At 72.7% G+C, this 18,294-nt stretch carries 15 protein-coding genes; 11 read left to right on the top strand and 4 right to left on the bottom strand.

Annotated elements, in window-relative coordinates; all coding sequences use genetic code 11:
* Window positions 1–167: 167 nt before the first annotated feature.
* The 9 genes from AMK19_RS09710 (at window position 168) to AMK19_RS09670 (ending at window position 10,933) form a co-directional block, all read left to right on the top strand.
* Window positions 168–1,607 carry a pyridoxal phosphate-dependent decarboxylase family protein gene (locus tag AMK19_RS09710; RefSeq protein WP_073810119.1) on the top strand — a complete coding sequence of 480 codons (1,440 nt, stop codon included), beginning with the start codon at window positions 168–170 and terminating at the stop codon, window positions 1,605–1,607.
* A 106-nt stretch (window positions 1,608–1,713) separates the two neighbouring features.
* Complete coding sequence (locus AMK19_RS09705) at window positions 1,714–3,051, top strand: GNAT family N-acetyltransferase (protein ID WP_073810117.1); 1,338 nt, start codon at window positions 1,714–1,716, stop codon at window positions 3,049–3,051.
* A gap of 200 nt (window positions 3,052–3,251) precedes the next feature.
* Window positions 3,252–4,508 carry a Mur ligase family protein gene (locus AMK19_RS09700; protein ID WP_073810116.1) on the top strand — a complete coding sequence of 419 codons (1,257 nt, stop codon included), beginning with the start codon at window positions 3,252–3,254 and terminating at the stop codon, window positions 4,506–4,508.
* A gap of 347 nt (window positions 4,509–4,855) precedes the next feature.
* Window positions 4,856–5,584: a type 1 glutamine amidotransferase gene (locus tag AMK19_RS09695; protein ID WP_073810828.1), complete on the top strand. Its 729-nt coding sequence runs from the start codon at window positions 4,856–4,858 to the stop codon at window positions 5,582–5,584.
* A gap of 280 nt (window positions 5,585–5,864) precedes the next feature.
* Window positions 5,865–6,890 carry a 6-phosphofructokinase gene (locus tag AMK19_RS09690; RefSeq protein WP_073810114.1) on the top strand — a complete coding sequence of 342 codons (1,026 nt, stop codon included), beginning with the start codon at window positions 5,865–5,867 and terminating at the stop codon, window positions 6,888–6,890.
* A 72-nt stretch (window positions 6,891–6,962) separates the two neighbouring features.
* Window positions 6,963–7,958 carry a 2-hydroxyacid dehydrogenase gene (locus AMK19_RS09685; protein ID WP_073810113.1) on the top strand — a complete coding sequence of 332 codons (996 nt, stop codon included), beginning with the start codon at window positions 6,963–6,965 and terminating at the stop codon, window positions 7,956–7,958.
* 139 nt (window positions 7,959–8,097) lie between these two features.
* Window positions 8,098–9,240 carry a hypothetical protein gene (locus AMK19_RS09680; protein ID WP_073810111.1) on the top strand — a complete coding sequence of 381 codons (1,143 nt, stop codon included), beginning with the start codon at window positions 8,098–8,100 and terminating at the stop codon, window positions 9,238–9,240.
* 281 nt (window positions 9,241–9,521) lie between these two features.
* Window positions 9,522–10,334, top strand: coding sequence for a hypothetical protein (locus tag AMK19_RS09675; protein ID WP_073810110.1), 813 nt, complete (start codon window positions 9,522–9,524; stop codon window positions 10,332–10,334).
* 86 nt (window positions 10,335–10,420) lie between these two features.
* Window positions 10,421–10,933 (top strand): SigE family RNA polymerase sigma factor, encoded by a 513-nt coding sequence (locus tag AMK19_RS09670; RefSeq protein WP_073810108.1) that lies wholly within the window; start codon window positions 10,421–10,423, stop codon window positions 10,931–10,933.
* A 52-nt stretch (window positions 10,934–10,985) separates the two neighbouring features.
* Here AMK19_RS09670 and AMK19_RS09665 read toward each other — a convergent pair whose 3' ends face one another.
* Together AMK19_RS09665 and AMK19_RS09660 are read right to left on the bottom strand one after the other, a co-directional pair.
* Window positions 10,986–12,095, bottom strand: a complete 1,110-nt coding sequence (locus AMK19_RS09665; RefSeq protein WP_241844319.1) for a Tim44 domain-containing protein — start codon at window positions 12,093–12,095, stop codon at window positions 10,986–10,988.
* Between the two features lie 399 nt (window positions 12,096–12,494).
* Complete coding sequence (locus tag AMK19_RS09660; RefSeq protein WP_073810105.1) at window positions 12,495–13,343, bottom strand: SDR family oxidoreductase; 849 nt, start codon at window positions 13,341–13,343, stop codon at window positions 12,495–12,497.
* Window positions 13,344–13,772: 429 nt separating this feature from the next.
* Between AMK19_RS09660 and AMK19_RS09655 the strand changes: the two genes are divergently transcribed.
* Window positions 13,773–14,927 carry a methyltransferase domain-containing protein gene (locus tag AMK19_RS09655; protein WP_241844318.1) on the top strand — a complete coding sequence of 385 codons (1,155 nt, stop codon included), beginning with the start codon at window positions 13,773–13,775 and terminating at the stop codon, window positions 14,925–14,927.
* A gap of 151 nt (window positions 14,928–15,078) precedes the next feature.
* On the opposite strand, the gene AMK19_RS09650 is transcribed toward AMK19_RS09655, so the two are convergent.
* A complete protein-coding gene (locus AMK19_RS09650; RefSeq protein WP_073810104.1) occupies window positions 15,079–15,945 on the bottom strand; it encodes a DUF3592 domain-containing protein in 867 nt (288 codons plus the stop codon).
* Window positions 15,946–15,982: 37 nt separating this feature from the next.
* On the bottom strand, window positions 15,983–17,071 hold the full coding sequence (locus AMK19_RS09645; protein WP_073810102.1) for a hypothetical protein: 1,089 nt from the start codon (window positions 17,069–17,071) through the stop codon (window positions 15,983–15,985).
* A gap of 271 nt (window positions 17,072–17,342) precedes the next feature.
* On the opposite strand from AMK19_RS09645, the gene AMK19_RS09640 reads away from it, so the two are divergent.
* Entirely contained in the window at window positions 17,343–18,290 is a 948-nt protein-coding gene (locus AMK19_RS09640; RefSeq protein WP_073810824.1) for a cytochrome c oxidase assembly protein, read from the top strand.
* Window positions 18,291–18,294 lie beyond the last annotated feature (4 nt).

The following is an 18,294-nucleotide window of genomic DNA, read 5'->3' as shown; positions in this document are numbered from 1 at the left end:
TGATCCCCCGACGTCTTCGCCGGGGGATTCGCTGTTCCTGCGCCGAGCGCGAGCAGGTCGACCTCCGGGGTGCGGTGGTGAGTGGCACGTGCGGACCGGCGCCGGAACGGCCCTGCCCCGGCCGCGCCCGCAGGCTCTCGCACCCCGCTGTTCTACCCTTCCCTCCCATGAACGACGACTTCCGAAGTGCCGCTCACGCGGCCGCGCAGCTGGTGGCGGACTATCTCGACGCGCTGCCCTCGCGCCCGGTGTGGCAGCCGATGGATCCGGCGGAGCGCTCCGCGTTGCTGGAGTTGGAACTGCCGGAGGACGGCGCGGGCTTCGACGAGCTGCTGAAGACCGTCGAGCAGCGGATCATGCCGCACCCGATGGGCAACGGGAACCCGCGGTTCTTCGGGTGGGTGAACTCCTCGCCGCAGCCCGCGGGCGTCCTGGCGACTCTCGCCGCGTCCGCGATGAACCCCAGCTCCGCCGGCGGCGACCACGCCGATGTGCATCTGGAGCGGGCGGTGGTCCGGTGGATGGCCGAGCTGGTGGGCTTCCCGCACCCGGCCGGCGGCGGTCTGCTGACCTCCGGGACGTCGATGGCGACCATCGTCTGCCTGGCCGCGGCCCGCAACCGCGCCGCCCGCGCCGCGGGGTGGGACGTCCGCGAGGACGGTCTCGCGGGGATGCCGCCGCTGGTGGGGTATGTCACGGGCGAGGCGCACAGCTGCGTCCGCAAGGCCGCCGAGTTGCTCGGGCTGGGCTCGAAGCACCTGCGGGTCGTGGCGGCCGACGCGGAGGGCCATCTGCGTCTGGACAGCCTGGAAGCCGCCGTCGCCGAGGACCGCGCCGCCGGCCGTCTCCCCTTCCTGGTGGTGGCGTCCGCGGGAACGGTCGGCACCGGCGCGGTCGACCCGTTCGAGCCGATCGCCGATCTCGCGGCCCGCGAGGGCCTCTGGCTCCACATCGACGGCGCGTACGGCGCGTTCGGCGTGCTGGACGGGACGATCGCGCACCGCTACCGGGGCCTGGAGCGCGCCGACTCCCTCGCGCTGGACCCGCACAAGTGGCTGGGCGTGCCGGTGGACTGCGGCTGTGCGCTGGTGCGCGACGCGCAGGAGCTCCGGGGGACGTTCAGCCTGGTGCCGTCGTACCTGCGGGACGAGGACGCGGGCGGTCTCGGGTGGTTCTCGGAGTACGGGACGGAGCAGACCCGCCCGTTCCGTTCGCTGAAGGTGTGGGCGTCGATCGCGCACCGCGGCCGTTCGGGCGTGGCCCGGGACATCGCGCACTGCACGGGCCAGGCCCGGCGGCTGGGCGAGTGGGTCGAGCAGGACCCGGAGTTGGAGTTGCTCGCGCCGGTGGAGACGTCGATCGTCGCGTTCCGGTACCGCCCGGCAGGTGTCGACGAGGCGCGCACGCAGGAGCTCAACTCCCTTCTGCCGGTGGCGATCCAGCAGCGCGGCCGGGTGTTCGTGACGGGCGCGGTGTACCGCGGGCAGGAGATGCTGCGGGCGTGTCTGCTGAACGCGTCGACCACGGACGCGGATCTGCGGCTGCTGCTGGACGAGGTGAAATCGGCCGGTGCGGAACTCCTGGACCGGGGCCGGACGTCAGAATGATCGCGGGAGCGGATCAGCGCCGATCCGACGGGGGCCCGCGCAGACATTAACCGGCGGGTCACGGGGGGTTCGTGATCGTGAAACAGCGGAGCGCCACCATTCAGGCATGGATGACACGGCGTACACCCACAGAAACGCAAAGCGACAGCACCGTTGGCGTCGGGAGGCGGTCGAGCTCGCGGCGGTGTTCAGCGCCGTCGCGGCCGCCGACCTGGTCGCGAACGTCGTGGTGCACGGCCACGACGGGCCGGTGCTGCTGTTCGCCTCCGCCGGGGCGCTGCTCGCCGCGGTGCTGTTCCGCGTCCGGCTGGCGCACCGGCACCCGCCCGGCCCGGAGGCCCTCGGGCCGCCGGGCGGGGAGTCCGAGGTGACGTCCGCGGAGGAGCAGACCGCGTTGTGGCGGCTGCGGACCAGCGTCGCGGACGCGCCGGGCAGTCTGGCCCGGGTGTGCGGGGCGCTGGCGGAGCGGCGGGTGAACATCGTCTCGATGCAGGCGCACCCGCTGCCGGACTGCACGGTGGACGAGTTCATCGTCCGTGCGCCGGCCGCGCTGACCAGGGCCGAGCTGGCGGCGGCGGTCGCGGCGGGCGGCGGCTGGGACATCTGGTCGGACCGTGCGGACGCGCACGAGCTGGTGGACGTGCCCCGGCAGGTGCTGGCGCTGGCGACGCGCACGGCGTTGGACGCGGCGGAGCTGCCGGTGGCGCTGCGGCAGTTGTTCGGGCGGGCGGCGATCCGGCAGTTCCCGGGGCGGGGCGCGGCGGTGCAGCCCGGTGTGGACGGGCACGTGATGCGCCTGCCGTTGCCGAACGGGGACCTGCTGGAGCTGTCCCGGCCGAACCTGCCGTTCACGCCGACCGAGTTCGCCCGGGCGCGGACGCTGGTGGAGCTGGACACCGTGCTGGGGCCCCGGGTGCCGCAGGTGGCGGCGCGGATCAGCCGCCCGGCGGGCGACGACCTGACGGTGCGGCGGGCCACGCCGGCCGACCGGGAGGCGGCGGTGGCGATGCACGCGCGGTGCTCGCCGGAGTCGTTGCGGCGGCGCTACCACGGCCCGGTGAAGGACGCCGACCGCTACCTGAACCACCTGCTGGACCCGCGGCACGGGCAGACCCTGGCGGTGGAGACCGCGCAGGGCCGGCTGGTGGCACTGTCGCACCTGATGTGGGACGACGAGGGCGCGGAGATCGCGTTGCTGGTCGAGGACGCGTGGCAGCGCCGCGGCCTGGGCGTGGACCTGGTGCGGCGGATGGCGGCGCTGGCGCTGGAGTCGGGCGTGGGCACGGTGTACGCGGTGACCACGGCGGCGAACACGGGGCTGATCTCGACCATGCGGCGGCTGTCGGCGCCGCTGGACTACCAGGTGGAGGAGGGCACCCTGGTGATCACCGCGCACCTGGCGGAGGCGGCGGAGAAACTGCCCGCCCCGTGGGCGGCCCGCTGACCTCCGGTCGGCCCGGCGGCGGATCTCCTTGATCCGCTTCCGGGCCCGTTGCGGCGCGGCCCTGTCCGGGGGCGGCGCGGGCCGGTAAGTTGCCCCTGCTCAAGTGTGCGGGCGGGAGTCGGTAGGCTGAGTCCGTCCCTGCCGCCCGGGGACCGTCTGAACGGCCCGGGCGGTGCCGCAGCAAGGAGGAACCCCTGAGCATGCCAGGCACCGATTCGGAAGCCGCGCGCGACGCCTCGCTGCCCGCCCGCGCAAAGATCGCCGTGACGGCCGGCAAGATGGCGGCCGCGCTGTCCCAGAAGGCCGGTCGCGGCAGCGGGTCGGTGATCGGCGGCAAGGTCGCGCTCAAGCTCGACCCCGATCTGCTGAAGACCCTCGCCGAGCACCTGGACGTGGTCCTGGTCAGCGCCACCAACGGCAAGACCACCACGACCCGGCTGATCGCCGAGGCCCTGCGCGCGGCCGGCCCGGTGGTCTCCAATGCGCTGGGCGCGAACATGCCGGCCGGTATCACGGCGGCGCTCGCGGGCGGCACCGACGCCAAGTTCGGCGTCATCGAGGTGGACGAGAAGTACCTGCCGATGGTCGCCCGGGACACCCGGCCGAAGGCCATAGCGCTGCTGAACCTCTCCCGTGACCAGCTCGACCGGGCCGCCGAGACCCGCATGATGGCCGAGAAGTGGCGCGAGGGCCTGAAGGACACCGAGGCCGTGATCATCGCCAACGCGGACGACCCGCTGGTGACCTGGGCCGCCTCGTCCTGCAAGAAGGTGGTCTGGGTGGCCGCCGGGCAGGCGTGGAAGGAGGACGCCTGGTCGTGCCCGTCGTGCGGCGGTGTGATGCAGCGTCCGGGCGACGACTGGTTCTGCGGCGAGTGCGGTTTCCGCCGCCCGAACCCGCACTGGGCGCTCCAGGGCACCCACGTGATCGACCCGCACCGCGGTGCCTGGCCGATCCAGCTCCAGCTGCCGGGCCGCGCCAACCTGGCCAACGCGACCAGCTCGGCCGCCGTGGCCGCGGTGTTCGGCGTGGCCCCGCAGGTCGCGCTGCAGCGCATGCAGTCGGTGGCCGCGGTGGCGGGCCGCTACGACGTGGTGCAGTACCGCGGCCGCGACATCCGGCTGCTGCTGGCGAAGAACCCGGCCGGCTGGCTGGAGACCTTCTCGCTGATCGACGGCCCGCCGGCGCCGGTGCTCCTGTCGGTGAACGCGATGGACGCCGACGGCACCGACACCTCCTGGCTGTGGGACGTCGACTACGAGCGCCTGTCCGGTCACCCGATCTTCGTGATGGGTCAGCGCAAGCTCGACCTGGCGGTCCGCCTGGAGGTCGCCGGCCTGCAGTTCCAGGTCGTCGACTCGCTGGCGCAGGCGGTGGACGCCGCGCCCGAGGGCCGCATCGAGGCGATCGCCAACTACACGGCGTTCCAGCAGCTGCGCAAGGCCGTGGTGGCCTGATGAGCGACCAGCACTTCCAGTCGCACGGCCAGCAGCCGTACGCCGGGCAGCAGTTCGACGACCAGCAGCAGCACCAGCAGCAGCAGTACGGGCAGGCCCAGTACGGCGAGCAGCAGCAGCACTACGGCGAGCAGTCGTACGGTGAACAGCCGTACGCCGAGCAGCAGCAGTACGCCGAGCAGTCGCAGTACGGCGGGCAGCAGTACGCCGAGCAGTCCTTCGCGGAGCCCCAGCAGCAGTACGGCGAGCAGCAGTTCACCGGGCGGCGGCGCGGGTTCGACGAGCCGCAGCAGCAGTACGGGGGCGGTGCGCCGGAGGCGGCGCCGCAGTTCGGGAGGTCTTCGAGGATGAGCGAGAGCAGCCTGCGGGTGGTCTGGGTGTACCCGGACCTGCTGTCCACGTACGGCGACCGCGGCAATGCGCTGGTGGTGGAGCGCCGGGCGCAGCAGCGCGGTCTCGGAGTGACGCGGATCGACGTGCGCTCCGACCAGTCGGTGCCGACCAGTGGCGACATCTACCTGATCGGCGGCGGTGAGGACCGTCCGCAGCGGCTGGCGGCGGAGCGGCTGCGCAACGACGGCGGGCTGGTCCGGGCGGCCGAGAACGGTGCGATCATCTTCTCGGTCTGTGCGGGTTTCCAGATCCTCGGCCACGAGTTCATCAACGACCTGGGCGAGCGCGAGGCGGGCCTCGGCCTGCTGGACGTGTGGACGGCCCGTGGCGAGGGCGCGCGCTGCGTCGGCGACGTGCTGGCGGAGGTCGACCCGCAGCTGGGTCTGCCGCAGCTGACCGGTTTCGAGAACCACCAGGGCGTCACGCACCTCGGCGAGGGCGTGAAGCCGTTCGCCACGGTGCAGGTCGGCCGGGGCAACGGCACCGGCGACGGCACCGAGGGCGCGTGGCGCGACACCGTGTTCGGCACCTACCTGCACGGTCCGGTGATGGCCCGCAACCCCGCCGTCGCCGACATGCTGATCAAGCTGGCGCTGGACGTGAACGCGCTGCCGCCGGCCGACACCACCTGGTTCGACGCGCTGCGCACCGAGCGGATCGCCGCTGCGGCCCGCCCGGCGTGACGTTCGCCCTTTGCCTGGTGGACGGCTGACCGCCATGTGGTCAGCCGTCCGCCGCGGAACAACTTCATAGCAGAATGAATCAGGAGACCCGGGCGCAACACCCTCCTCGGCGGTCGGGTCGCAGTTACGTGAGGTGCGTCGAGGAAGCCGCCCCCGCGTCGGTTTCGGCCCGGCCGGACGCAGGAACCGTATGCTGTGCAGCAGGTCCGATTCGGGCACTATGTCCGTTTCTCAACCACCAGTCCGGCCGTCCGAATCCTGCTCGGGAGTTGGCAAAGCAATGCGTATTGGTGTCCTGACCAGCGGCGGTGACTGCCCCGGCCTGAACGCCGTCATCCGTTCCGTGGTCCACCGGGGGGTGGTCGACCACGGCGACGAGATCATCGGCTTCGAAGATGGCTGGCGCGGTCTTCTGGAGGGCGTGCACCGCCCGCTGACGCTCGACTCGGTGAGCGGCATCCTCGCCCAGGGCGGCACGATCCTGGGTTCCTCCCGGGTCCAGCCGAGCCACCTGCGCGACGGTGTCGAGCGCGCCAAGAAGTACTGCGCGGACCTCGGCATCGACGCGGTCATCCCGATCGGCGGCGAGGGAACCCTGAAGGCCGCGAAGCTGATGAGCGACGCGGGCCTGCCCGTGGTCGGCGTGCCGAAGACCATCGACAACGACATCGCCTGCACCGACGTCACCTTCGGCTTCGACACCGCGGTGTCGGTGGCCACCGAGGCGCTGGACCGGCTGAAGACCACCGCCGAGTCCCACCAGCGCGTGATGGTCGTCGAGGTGATGGGCCGCCACACCGGCTGGATCGCCCTGAACGCGGGCATGGCGGCCGGCGCGCACGCCATCGTCGTCCCCGAACGGCCGTTCCACATCGACAAGTTGACGGACGTGGTGCGCGAGCGCTTCGACCGTCAGAAGAAGTTCGCGATCGTGGTGTGCGCCGAGGGCGCCAAGCCCGAGCCCGGCACCATGGTGTGGGAGGAGGGCACCAAGGACATGTACGGCCACGAGCGGTTCACCGGCATCGCCACCCAGCTCTCCCGCGAGCTGGAGCACCGCCTCGGCAAGGAGGCCCGCCCGGTCATCCTCGGCCACACCCAGCGCGGCGGCACCCCGACCGCCTACGACCGGGTGCTGGCCACCCGCTTCGGCTGGCACGCCGTGGAGGCCGCGCACCGCGGCGCGTTCGGCCACATCACCGCGCTGCAGGGCACCGACATCCGCCTGGTGCCGCTGGGCGAGGCCGTCGCCGAACTGAAGACCGTCCCCTCGGACCGCTACCTGGAGGCCGAGACCGTCATCTGACGGTCCGTCAACTCCCGCCCCCGGGGCGCGTCGTGGCCCACCACGCGCACCCCGGGGGTTAGCCTTCGCCGCATGGAGATCCTCGCGTACGGCGTCCAAGCAGACGAACAGCCGCTCCTGGAGAAGGCCTTCGCGGGCCGGCACCCGCTGCGCACCCTCGCCGTATTCCTCAACCGCGACACCGCCCCGCTCGCCGCCGGCTACCCGGCCGTCAGCAGCAGCGTCAACGACGTCCTGGACGCCCCGACCCTCGCCGTCCTCGCCGCCGGCGGCACCCGGGTCGTCGCCCAACGCGCCACCGGCTTCAACAACATCGACCTGGACGCCGCCGCCGAACTCGGCCTCACCATCGCCCGGGTCTCCCACTACAGCCCGTACGCGGTCGCCGAGCACGCCTGGGCGCTCGCCCTCGCCGTCAACCGCCGCCTCAGCCGCGCCGCCAACCGCTCCCGCGAGTTCGACTTCCGCCTCGACGGGCTCCTCGGCCGCGACATCCACGGCATGACCGTCGGCGTCATCGGCACCGGCAAGATCGGCGAGTGCTTCGCCCGCATCGCCGCCGGCTTCGGCACCCACCTGCTCGGCTGGGACATCGCGCCCAACCCCGCCTGCGTCGACCTCGGCATGGCGTACACCGAACTGCCCGAACTCCTCACCCGCGCCGACCTGATCAGCCTCCACGTCCCCCTCCTCCCGGCCACCCACCACATCATCGACGCGGCCGCGCTGGCCCGGATGAAGGACGACGCCATCCTCGTCAACTCCAGCCGCGGCGGCCTCCTCGACAGCGCCGCCCTGGTCGAGACCCTGCGCGCGGGCCGCCTGGCCGGCGTCGGCCTCGACGTCTACGAGGAGGAGACCGGCGTCTTCTTCACCGACCGCTCCATCCAGGGCATCACCGACGACACCCTCGCCCGCCTCATCACCTTCCCCCAGGTCCTCGTCACCAGCCACCAGGCCTACTTCACCCACACCGCCGTCGGCCAGATCATCGACGCCACCCTCCGCAACATCGACGACTTCGCCGCCGGCCGCACCAACGAGAACACCCTCGTCCCGCGGAACTGACCCGAGCCCGCGCCCAGGGGCCACCAGCGGTCGATGTCGACGAGGGAACGTGCAGGGTCCGGTGGAGGGCACTGCGACACATTCAAATGGTCACGCCATGTAGCGGATCTGACACTTTACGTGAGCATATCGTGCAGGCATGAGACACCCACACCGCACCCTGCGCGCTGCCTGCGCCCTCGCTCTGAGCTCCGGCCTGGTCCTGGCCGTTCCCGCCGCCTGCGCGGCCCGGGCCCTGCCATCGGCGGTGACGGCCCCGGGCGGCACGGTGGACTTCGTGTTCACCGGCAACCCCGAGTCCGTCACCGTGCCCGACGACGTGTGCCAGGTGGACGTGACCGCGTTCGGCGGCGCGGGCGGCAACGCGGTCTACGGGTCGCCGGGCGGCCTGGGCGCCGAGGTCCGCGCGACGCTGGACGTCCACAGCGGGCAGGTGCTGACCGTGAACGTGGCCGGCGCGGGCAGCGGCGGCAGCCTCACCGACGGCAGCCCCCCGCACGGCGGCTACGGCGGCGGCGGCCAGGGCGGCGCCTACAACAACGAGCCGTCACCGGGCAACGGGGCCGTCGCGGCCGGCGGCGGCGGAGCCACGACCGTCGCCCTCGACAGCGCCACGGTCGTCGTCGCAGGTGGCGGGGGCGGCGGCGCGGGCAGCTTCGCCGACGACGGCACCGGTGCGGGCGGCGCGGGCGGCCAGAGCGGCGAGAGCGGCATGACGCCCGCCGCCCCGGGCTCCGGCCAGGGCGGCGCGTCCGGCGGCGCGGGCGGTGCGGGCGGGGCGGGCGGCACCCCGACGTTCGACGGAGACCCGCCGGGCGTGGCGGGCGGGTCCGCGAACGGCATGACCGGCGGGAACGGCGCACTCAACCTCGGCGACCCCCACATGGGCACCGGCGGGGGCGGCGGCGGCGGAGCCGTCGGCGGCGGAGCGGGCGGTTCCTCCACCGGCTCCACGTTGGGCGGCGGAGGCGGCGGGGGCGGCTCGAGCCTCGGCCCCGCCGGAGCCCAGTTCACCACCGGCGTCCGCAGCGGCAACGGCGAAGTCCGGCTCCAATGGCTGCCCTGCGGCCCCAGCCCCAGCCCCAGCCCCACGCCGAGCCCCACCGGCCCCCGGCCCACCCCCACCGGCGAAACCCCGACCGCCCCCGAGCCGACCCCGACCGGCCCGGCCCTCCCCGAAACCGGATCGCCTTCCACCGGCCCCCTGGCCATCAGCGCCGCACTGATGGCCGCCGCCGGCGCCGTACTGATCCGCTTCGGCCGAAGCCGCCGCAGACACTGACCGGCGCGGGCGTCGGCCGCCGGACCGGCACAGGCGTCGGACCCCACCGCCGAATCGAACTCACCCTCTACGAACGCGACTTCGCGCAGCGTATGCACACGATGCGGAAGAACGGCCACCTCCTCCACCGCCGCCACCCGACCAGGGCGAAGTCACGGTCGGGTAACGGCGGCTCTTTTCTGTGACCCCGCGCGTCCCTGCACCCGTGTAGAGGTCAGAGCCGCGTTCGAGCGGGTCCGCATGGCCGGCGTGCGAAGACGACGACAGAAGTGAGTTCAGAGATGAAGGACTTCCGCTTGGACCTGAGCGACGAGCTGTCCGCGCTGACGCCGCCGCCGCTGGGTGACGTGGTGACGGAGGCGACCAGGAAGGGCCGCCGCGCCCGCCGGGTCCGGACGGTCGGGCAGGTCGCCGGGTCGGCGCTGGCGATGGCGGCCGTCGTGGCGCTGGCCGGCAGCCAGTTGCACGGCACCGGCACCGGTGGCGGGACCGGGCTGGTCGGCCCGGCGGCCGGTGGCGCGCCTGCCCCGGTCGCCTCGGCGGGCCCGTCCTCGACCCCGTCGCCGACGCCGTCCGGCGCCCTGGTCCGGGTGAGCGGCACGGCCGTGCTCGCGACGGTGCTGGACTCCCTGCCCGCCGGCCTGGAGACCAGCGGATACGCCGCGAACAACGCGACCGAGGCGCACGGCAAGTACGCCGCCGACGTCCCGGTCGCCCAGGTCAACGTCAAGACTCCGGCGGGCCTGGGCATGATGCGGGTCTTCGTCGGCTCCGCGTCCCCCGACGCCAAGTGCACGACGTTCGACGGCTGCCGCCGGGACAAGTACGGCCAGCAGGTCCGGGTCACCCACATCGATGACAACTGCATCCAGAACACCGTGGTCACGGTCCGCCACGCCGACGGCACCGCCGTCACCGTGCAGATGGCCACCTGCCTGGCCCGGGAGGGCAGGACGAACCCGCCCGGAGTCCTCCCGCTCACCGAGGAGGCCGCCGCCGAACTGGCCGGGAACCCCGCCTTCCACAACATGATGACGCCCGCCCAGGGCGCGGCCGCGGACGCCCGCTTCCCGTCGCTCCCGCAGTTCGACTGACCTGCCCCGCTGCGGCCCCGGGACCTCCGGGGCCGCACTCCCTTTTACTCGGGATCCACCGCACGCACGATCAGGGGGCACCACTGGTGCGGAAAGAAGCAGAGTTCACCGCGTTCGCGGAGGCCGGAGCGGTCAGACTGCGCCAGATCGCCTACCTGATGTGCCGCGACTGGCACTTGGCCCAGGACCTCACCCAGACGACGCTGACCAAGATGTACCTCGCCTGGCCCCGGATCACCCGCCGGGACCTCGACCCGTTCGGCTACGCCCGCAAGGTGCTGCTCAACAGCCTGCTCGACCACAAGCGCCTGCGCAGCACCGGCGAGGTGGCGATCGACCGGGTCCCCGACCTAATCCCGGACACCGTCCAGGAGGGCGTCTCGGCGGACACCCGGCTCACCCTGATCGACGCTCTCGCGCTGCTCACCGCCAGGGACCGGGCGATCGTGCTGCTGCGCTACTGGGAGGACCACACCATAGAGGCCACCGCCGAGATGGTGGGGGTCAGCAACTCCGTCGTGAAGACCCAGAGCATGCGCGCCCTGGCCACCCTGCGGGCCCACCTCGGCGAGGACCGCGCCGACCTCTTCGCCTCCTGACCCGCCTGCCCGGCACCGCAGGGTCCGGCGGAGTGCCCTGCGTGGGCTCCGCCTACTGCACGTCGGTGGCGATCACGGTCCACGCGTTGGTGGACGTGTCGTCCAGCCGGAGGTCGAACGCGAAGGTGATCGGCCTGCGCTCGCGCGCGTCGCCGCGGAGCACCTGCTCGCTGCGCCGGTCGACCTCGTAGTAGACGCCCTCCGCGTCGACCGAGACACGGAAGACGATCGGGTCGCGCGAGACCAGCGAGCGCACGGTGACCGACCTGACGACGGCGTTGCGCATGACGGTGCGGTTGACGGTGCGCACGGACGTGAAGTCCAGGCTGCCGTCGTTCATGACCCACTCCTCCAGGAACCGCTCGACGGCGACCTCGAGAACAGCCTTGTCGAACCGGCCGTCGAGCACGCTCAGATCGCCGACGGCGGTGTCGGCATCCGTGCTCCACGAGATGTTGGTGAGCGACAGGATGTCGCTCACACCCTTGACCGCGGTCCTCCCGGCCACCTCCAGCACCGCCTCGCGAGCGACCTCCTTCTGGTCCCAGCTGTCGGTCTCGATGGCGTCGGTCAGGTGGTGCGCGCCCTCGGCCGCCTGCTCGATCGACGACACGATCCACTCCCCGGCCGGGTTCTTGCGCAGCGTCCAGTACTCGACCGGGCGCGTCGAGCCGTCCTTGCGCACGGCGTCCGCGCCGTAGCTGCGGCGTACGTAGTCGTTGAGCGTCGCGGTGATCCGGAACGTGACGGTGTCGTTCACCTCGCCCGCGCGATTCGCGACGTCGACCAGCTGGACCACCGGGCCGGAGACGATCTCCACCACGTTGACCTCGCCGCGCGACTCGTAGTCGCGCAGCCCGTCCGCCCACTTGCCGTAGAGCACCGGGGACAGGATCTGCTGCAGCATGGCGTGATCGTTCCGGGTCCAGGCCTGCTGGGCGGTCGTGTACAGCCAGACCGCCCGCTGCTCCAGCGCGGCGCGGTCGAACGTCGCATCCGTGTCGGCGATGGCATCGACCCGGGCCCCGACCTGGGCGGCACGCTCGTCCGCCTGCGCGTCCGCGCGGTGCGCCGTACGGTCCGACACCGTGTTCAGATCGGCCGCCTGCTTCGCCTTCCGGCGCCGGTACCTGATCCACAGGACCAGCAGGATCACGGCCACGACCACCAGCAGCGGGAAGATTCCACCCCCGCCGCCACCGGCCACGAACCCGTAGCCGAAGCCGCCACCGGTCGACCCGTGGAAACCACCGCCCCCGCCGCCACCGCCCCCGAACCCGTGGCTACCGCCCCCACCACGCGCATACGCGAGCGTCGGGCTGCTCAGCGCGACGACACCACCAACCAACGTTATCCACCGACGGGCGCGCACCGGGCTCCCCCTTCACGAATCAGAGCTCCTCCCCGCGAGCCTACAAGCCCGGCCGCCCGAACGACGGCCGGCCCCTGCCCGCCCGGGATCGGAAGCCGCCGGCCAGGGGCGCAGAAGACTCCGATCAGGGACGACGTCCTGGACACCCCGGGCACCGGGGCGTGCCCGGTCGCGTACGAGTGGACCTGCTCAAGGCGAGGAAGGTCGGCGGAAGGCTGCAGTGTTCTCCGATGCCCACTGATGGAAGGGCCTGGCCGCTGAGCCGGTGACCTGTGCAACCGTGTCGCGCACCTGTTGCAGCGCCTCGTTGACGTCTCCGCCCATCACGTCGAGCACCGCATCCGCAGTCCCGGCGCCGAAGACCGCGGTCATCCGGGCGTGGGCCTCCTCCCGGCCGATCTCGGCGAACGGCACCTCCTGTCCGAGCGCCGCCGCGACGGACTCGACCTGCTGGCGGGCTGTCACCTGTTCCGGACCGGTCAGTGCGTATGTCCGGCCCCGGTGGCCGGGCTCGGTCAGGGCGACGCGCGCCACCGACGCGATGTCCGCGGGGTGGATCGTGGGCAGCCCGATGTCCGCGTACGGCATGCGGACCGTTTCCCGCTCGCGGACCGACGCCGCCCACATCAGGGCGTTCGAGGCGAACTGTGTCGGCCGCAGGATCGTCCAGGCCATGCCGCTGTCCTGGAGCAGCCGCTCGACAGCGAGGTTCTCCGCGGCGGGGCCGAGGTGCGGATGGGTCTGGACGGTGATGGACGAGACGAGCACGACATGCTCCACGCCCGCCTGCCGGGCGGCCTCGATGATGTCGGCGTCCGGGCCCAGACGCGACACGAGGAACAGCGATCGCACACCCTCCAGAGCGGGTTTCAGTGCCGCCGTCTCGGCGAAGTCGCCCTCGACGACCTCGACCCCTTCGGGGAACGCGGCCCGTGCAGCGTCACGGGTGAGTCCCCTGATCGGGCCGGCACCGCACGCCTGCAGTTCCTTCAGCAGAACACTTCCGATGTTTCCGGTGGCCCCTGTCACGAGGATCACGAGCGTCTTCCCCCTTCGTCGGACGAGCAACTGGAAGGGACCCTAGAGATTCAAGCGCGCTTCAAGTCAAGGTGCCCTTGGCAGTTCGCCGGGCACGTTCATCCGTACCTGCCCGAACACCTTCACAGGTACGCCGACCATGCTCCCCGGACCGCCGAAGCGGTCGCCCGGCATCTGATTTGGCTTGGGTCAATCGGGCGCGTGCGCCGAGCACTCTTGTGCGCCCTTCCGCACTCGGCGCAGGAGCGGGACGATGGCACCCGGTCGGGGTCGGTCCGGCCGGGCATCGGGGAGGAGAGATCATGGGTGAGCACGAGAAGCCGACGCCGGATCCGGGGACGGGAACGCCCCCGCCGGGCAACGCGGACGGCAAGGTCGACAAGCCCCAGCCGGGCACCGGCAAGCACAAGAAGTAGAAGGGGACGTGCGGTGACCGCGGTCGACAACACCACGAGCCCGTCCACGGCCGACGTGTGGCGGCAGCGCCTCGACACGGAGATGGCGCGCACCGGGCAGTGGCCGGAGCGCTCGCCGTGGATCCGCCCCGCGGTCGCCGCGCTTCCCCGCGACCTGTTCGCACCCGGCCGGCTGTGGGACTGGGACGGCCACGCCTGGCAGCCCGTCGACCGCGACACCGCCCCCGGGCGATGGCTGGAGCTGCTCCACAGCGCCCCGAGCCGGCCCGCGGTCACCCAACTCGCCGACGATCTGCCGTCGTCCAGCCTGTCCGCGCCGGCCGTCGTGGTCGACATGCTCGACTCGCTGCTGCTGGAGCCCGGCCACCGTGTCCTGGAACTCGGCACCGGCACCGCATGGAACGCCGCGCTGCTCGCCCACCGCGCCGGGCCCGGCCAGGTGGCCTCGATCGAGGTCGACCCCGGCCTCGCTGCGGCCGCCGCCTCCCGCCTTCGGGCCGCGGGCCTGGACGTGCGCGTGCGGGAGGGTGACGGCGGCTCAGGTCTGCCCGACGGTGCGCCGTTCGACCGTGTCATCGCCACCTACGCCGTCGAACGGATTCCCTGGACGTGGATCGAACAGACCGCACCGGGCGGGCGCCTGGTCGCGCCCTGGGGCCGGCTCGGCCACGTCGCCCTCACCGTCGCCGGCGACCACAAGAGCGCGACCGGCTGGCTCCAGGGCCTGGCCCGGTTCATGCCCGACCGGACCACTACCGTCGGCACCCCGGTCCGCGGCTTCGCCGACCTCCGCCGCAGCGCCCCGCCCGGTCCCGAGCAGCGCACCGACCGGGATCCCGCCGAACTCGAGGACTGGGACCTGCTGTTCCACCTGCGGGTCGCCCTCCCCGACGTCCACGTGGAGACCGCGACCGACGAGGACGGGGTGTCCGCGTGGATCCACGACGGCGTCTCGTCCTGGGCGACGCTGTCGTCCACACCCGACGGCGTGTTCGTCCACCAGGGCGGCCCCCGCCGCCTCGCCGACGAGATCGGCGCCGCCAGGGACGAATGGATCGGGCTCGACCGGCCGGAGGTGTACGACTACGGCATGACCGCCACACCCCACGAGCAGTGGGTGTGGTTCGGCGACCCGGACACCGGACCACGCTGGCCCACACCGGCCTGACCCCACGCCAGCGGCGGCTTCACCGCCAGACGGGAAGGGCCTCCGCCAAGGCGCGTGCGAGATCTCCGGCACCCCGGGGGCCGGCCCGTGTCGGCCGGATCGTCGGCATCGCCGGCCGCAGGAACGAGAGCGCCCTTCCCGGAGAGCCGACTCACCTGCGGAGGAGCACTGCTCCCGCCACGGCCGTCGCCGCCAGCAGGGCTACCGCCAGGGCGTGGATGGCCACGGCCAGCTTCTCCGAGTGGTGTTCGGCGGCCCGGTCCAGGGTGAAGTCGGCCGGGTCGGCGGCCGTGTAGTGGACCGTGACGTCACGGTCGTACGCGCCTGCGGGGTGCGGGAGGTGGGAGGTGCAGTGGGCGGTGACGGCAGTGCCCTGGTGGGTGGTGAAGGAGACCACCGGGGTGATCGTGGTGATGGGGCCGTCGTCCTGGTCGACGCTGATGTCCTTGAGGACGGCGACGACCCGGCCCGGCACGGTCTCCATCGCGGTCAGTCTGTCGAGGCGGTTGTTCCTGACACGGACCGCCCAGGGCAGTTGGACGGCGCCGAGGATCGCCGGCGGCCCGCCGGAGCCGATCAGCGCCCACGGCCACCCCCGGTCGATCGCGACGAGGACCACCAGCCCGACGTAGACCAGGAAGAGCGCGAAGGCAGGCCGGCCGAGTCCGCGCGACGGCTGCTCGGGGGCGTTGGAGAACCGGTAGGCGTGCGGTCGGCCCCGCGGATGGCTGACGCCGATCTCGCGGCCCTCCCACGCCGCGGTGATCATCTCGCCGCGCTCGCCGTCGTTCGTCACGGTGACCTCCTGTCCGGAGGCCGGGTCGCGGTAGCTGACCACCACCGATATCCCGCCCAGCCGCGACCCGCCGTGCCGTGGCGCCCGCACCCGCTCGATCCGCCCGGTGAGCCGGACCGTCCGCTGCGCCTTGGTCAGGCCGGCCAGCGACATGCCGACCCCGACCAGCGCCGCCGCGCCCCACACCGCGCACCACAGCACCAGCCACTCGTGCCACCCCATGTGTCCCATCCCCCGTTCCCCATCCCCCCCGATCCGGTCAACTGCCGTTGCGCCGCAGGACGTTGCCCTGCCCGTCCGCCTCCAGGCTGCCCGCGCCCCGGTCGCCGGTCACCATGACCCGGAGGGTGAGCCTGCCGGTGAGGCCGTCGGCGGTCAACTGCCAGCTCTGCGGGGAGCCGGTGCCGAGGGTGGTGCCGGCGTCCTCGACCAGCGCGGCGACCCGGTCGAACGGCAGCGCCCGCGGGTCGAACCCGGCGACCTGCCCGCCGGCGGGCGCGAAGACGATCGTCAGCAGGCGCTCCTGGACGACGACGGTGAGCGCCCGGCGATTCTCCGCGTCCTGCGTCAACGACTCGACGGCGGTGCGCAGTTCGCCCTGGTCGAGCATGGATCGGCCCGCCCCGAGGGCGACCGTTCCGGTGGCCGACGTCACGGTGGTGGACGAGGTGACGGTGGTGGTGGACGACACGACGGTGCCGGACGGTTGCGGCGCGGCGCCGGACGCGTCGGGGCCGAACGGGTCGGCGCCGGACAGCAGGAGCACGGAGGCCGCGCCGAACAGCAGGCCGAGCACGGTGAGGACCCCGCCGACGCAGCCTTTCCGGGCGTCGCCCGTCATGGCCGGGCCGGGCGCCGAGTCCAGGTGCGCGTCGGCGGCCCGTTCCTCCCAGGCCGGTGTCGGCCGGGTCACGATCCGGACCTTCCACGGCCGTTCGGGCTCGTACTCGACCACCACGATCCCGCGCGGGCGGTAGTCGGGAAGCTCGGAGAGGTGGACGCCCTGCCGGATCGCGACGCGGTACGCGGGCCCGTCGTCCGGAGCGACGGTCAGATCGAACCGCACCGGCACCTCGGTGGCCTCCCCGGCGACGGCCTCCCGGCTCTCGATCATCGCGAGCGCCGTCCGCGGCACGGCGGCCCTGTCGCGGGCGCGGCGCGGCAGCGTGCCGAGAAAGAACAGCAGGCCGTACGCCGCGGGCAGGGCCAGCCCCGTGACGACGAGCGACGCCTTCCCGACGATGCACCCCCCGATGAAGGCGGCCAGCGACCCGCCGATCACCCCGCCCGTCAGAAAGCCCAGCGCGAGGCCGCCGGGCGTGGCGCGCGGGGGTGTGGCAGTCGTCATACGGGTGATTGTGCACGTCGTGGGTGACGGCCGACAGGGTGCTGGCGGACCGGTGCCGGCGCACCCGGCGGAGGCGGGTCCCCGGGGGCGCTGGCCGACGATTCGTAAGCGCCGCCTAGGCTTGGGTCCGAACGAAACGAAACCGGAGCAAACCGGACCCGGGCCGACCGGGGCCGGAACGGACCTCACCGGCGGCGCGGCGACGCGGCGGCGGACGGCATGACGAAAGCGGGGCCGCCCGATGGGCGACGGCATGGACGGCATGGCCGGGATGCACCACCACGGCGGTAGCCCTCTGCCGCCCTACTCCTTCTCGAACGCGATCGGGTGGTCGCCGGACTGGCCGTACCTGGCTTTCTGCGGGCTCCTCTTCGGCCTGTACCTGGCCGGGGCCGTCCGGCTGTGGCGGCGCGGGGACAAGTGGCCGGTCGGCCGGATGGTGGCCTGGACCGCCGGTGTCGGCACGGTGTTCCTGGTCACCAACACCAAGCTCAACGACTTCGGCATGGTGCTGTTCAGCGCCCACATGATCCAGCACATGGTGCTGTCCATGCTGTCGCCGATCCTGCTGCTGCTCGGCGCGCCGATCACGCTCACGCTGCGTTCGCTGCGTCCGGCCCGCAAGGGCAGCGGCCGCGGCCCGCGCGAGCTGCTGGTCGCGCTGCTGCACAGCCGCCTGGTCCGGATCGTCTCGCACCCCGCGTACACCATCCCGATCTTCATCGCGAGCCTGTACGGGCTGTACTTCACCCCGCTGTTCGACTGGCTGATGCAGTACCAGCTCGGGCACCTGGCGATGATGCTGCACTTCCTCGCCGTCGGCCTGCTGTTCTTCTGGCCGATCATGGGCGTCGACCCGGGCCCGCACCGCCCCGGCTTCGTGATGCGGATTCTGGAACTGTTCATGGGCATGCCGTTCCACGCGTTCTTCGGCGTGGCCGTGATGATGGCTTCCGGGCAGCTCGTCACCACCTTCTCCGGCGCGACGGCGCCCCCCGGCACCGACCTGCACGCCGACCAGCAGCTCGCCGGCGGCATCACCTGGGCGTTCGGCGAGATCCCCACCGCGATCGTGCTGATCGCGCTCACCCTCCAGTGGGCCAAGTCCGAGGAGCGGCAGGCCCGCCGCCGCGACCGTGCCGCCGACCGCGACGGCGACGCCGAGCTGGTGGCGTACAACCAGTACCTGGCCTCACTGAACCGCAGTGCCACCAGCTGATCGT

The organism is Kitasatospora sp. CB01950 (genome assembly GCF_001905465.1).
Lineage (GTDB): Bacteria > Actinomycetota > Actinomycetes > Streptomycetales > Streptomycetaceae > Kitasatospora.
The sequence above is the reverse complement of the archived record's forward strand: the minus strand, read 5'-3'. Positions and strand labels throughout refer to the sequence as shown.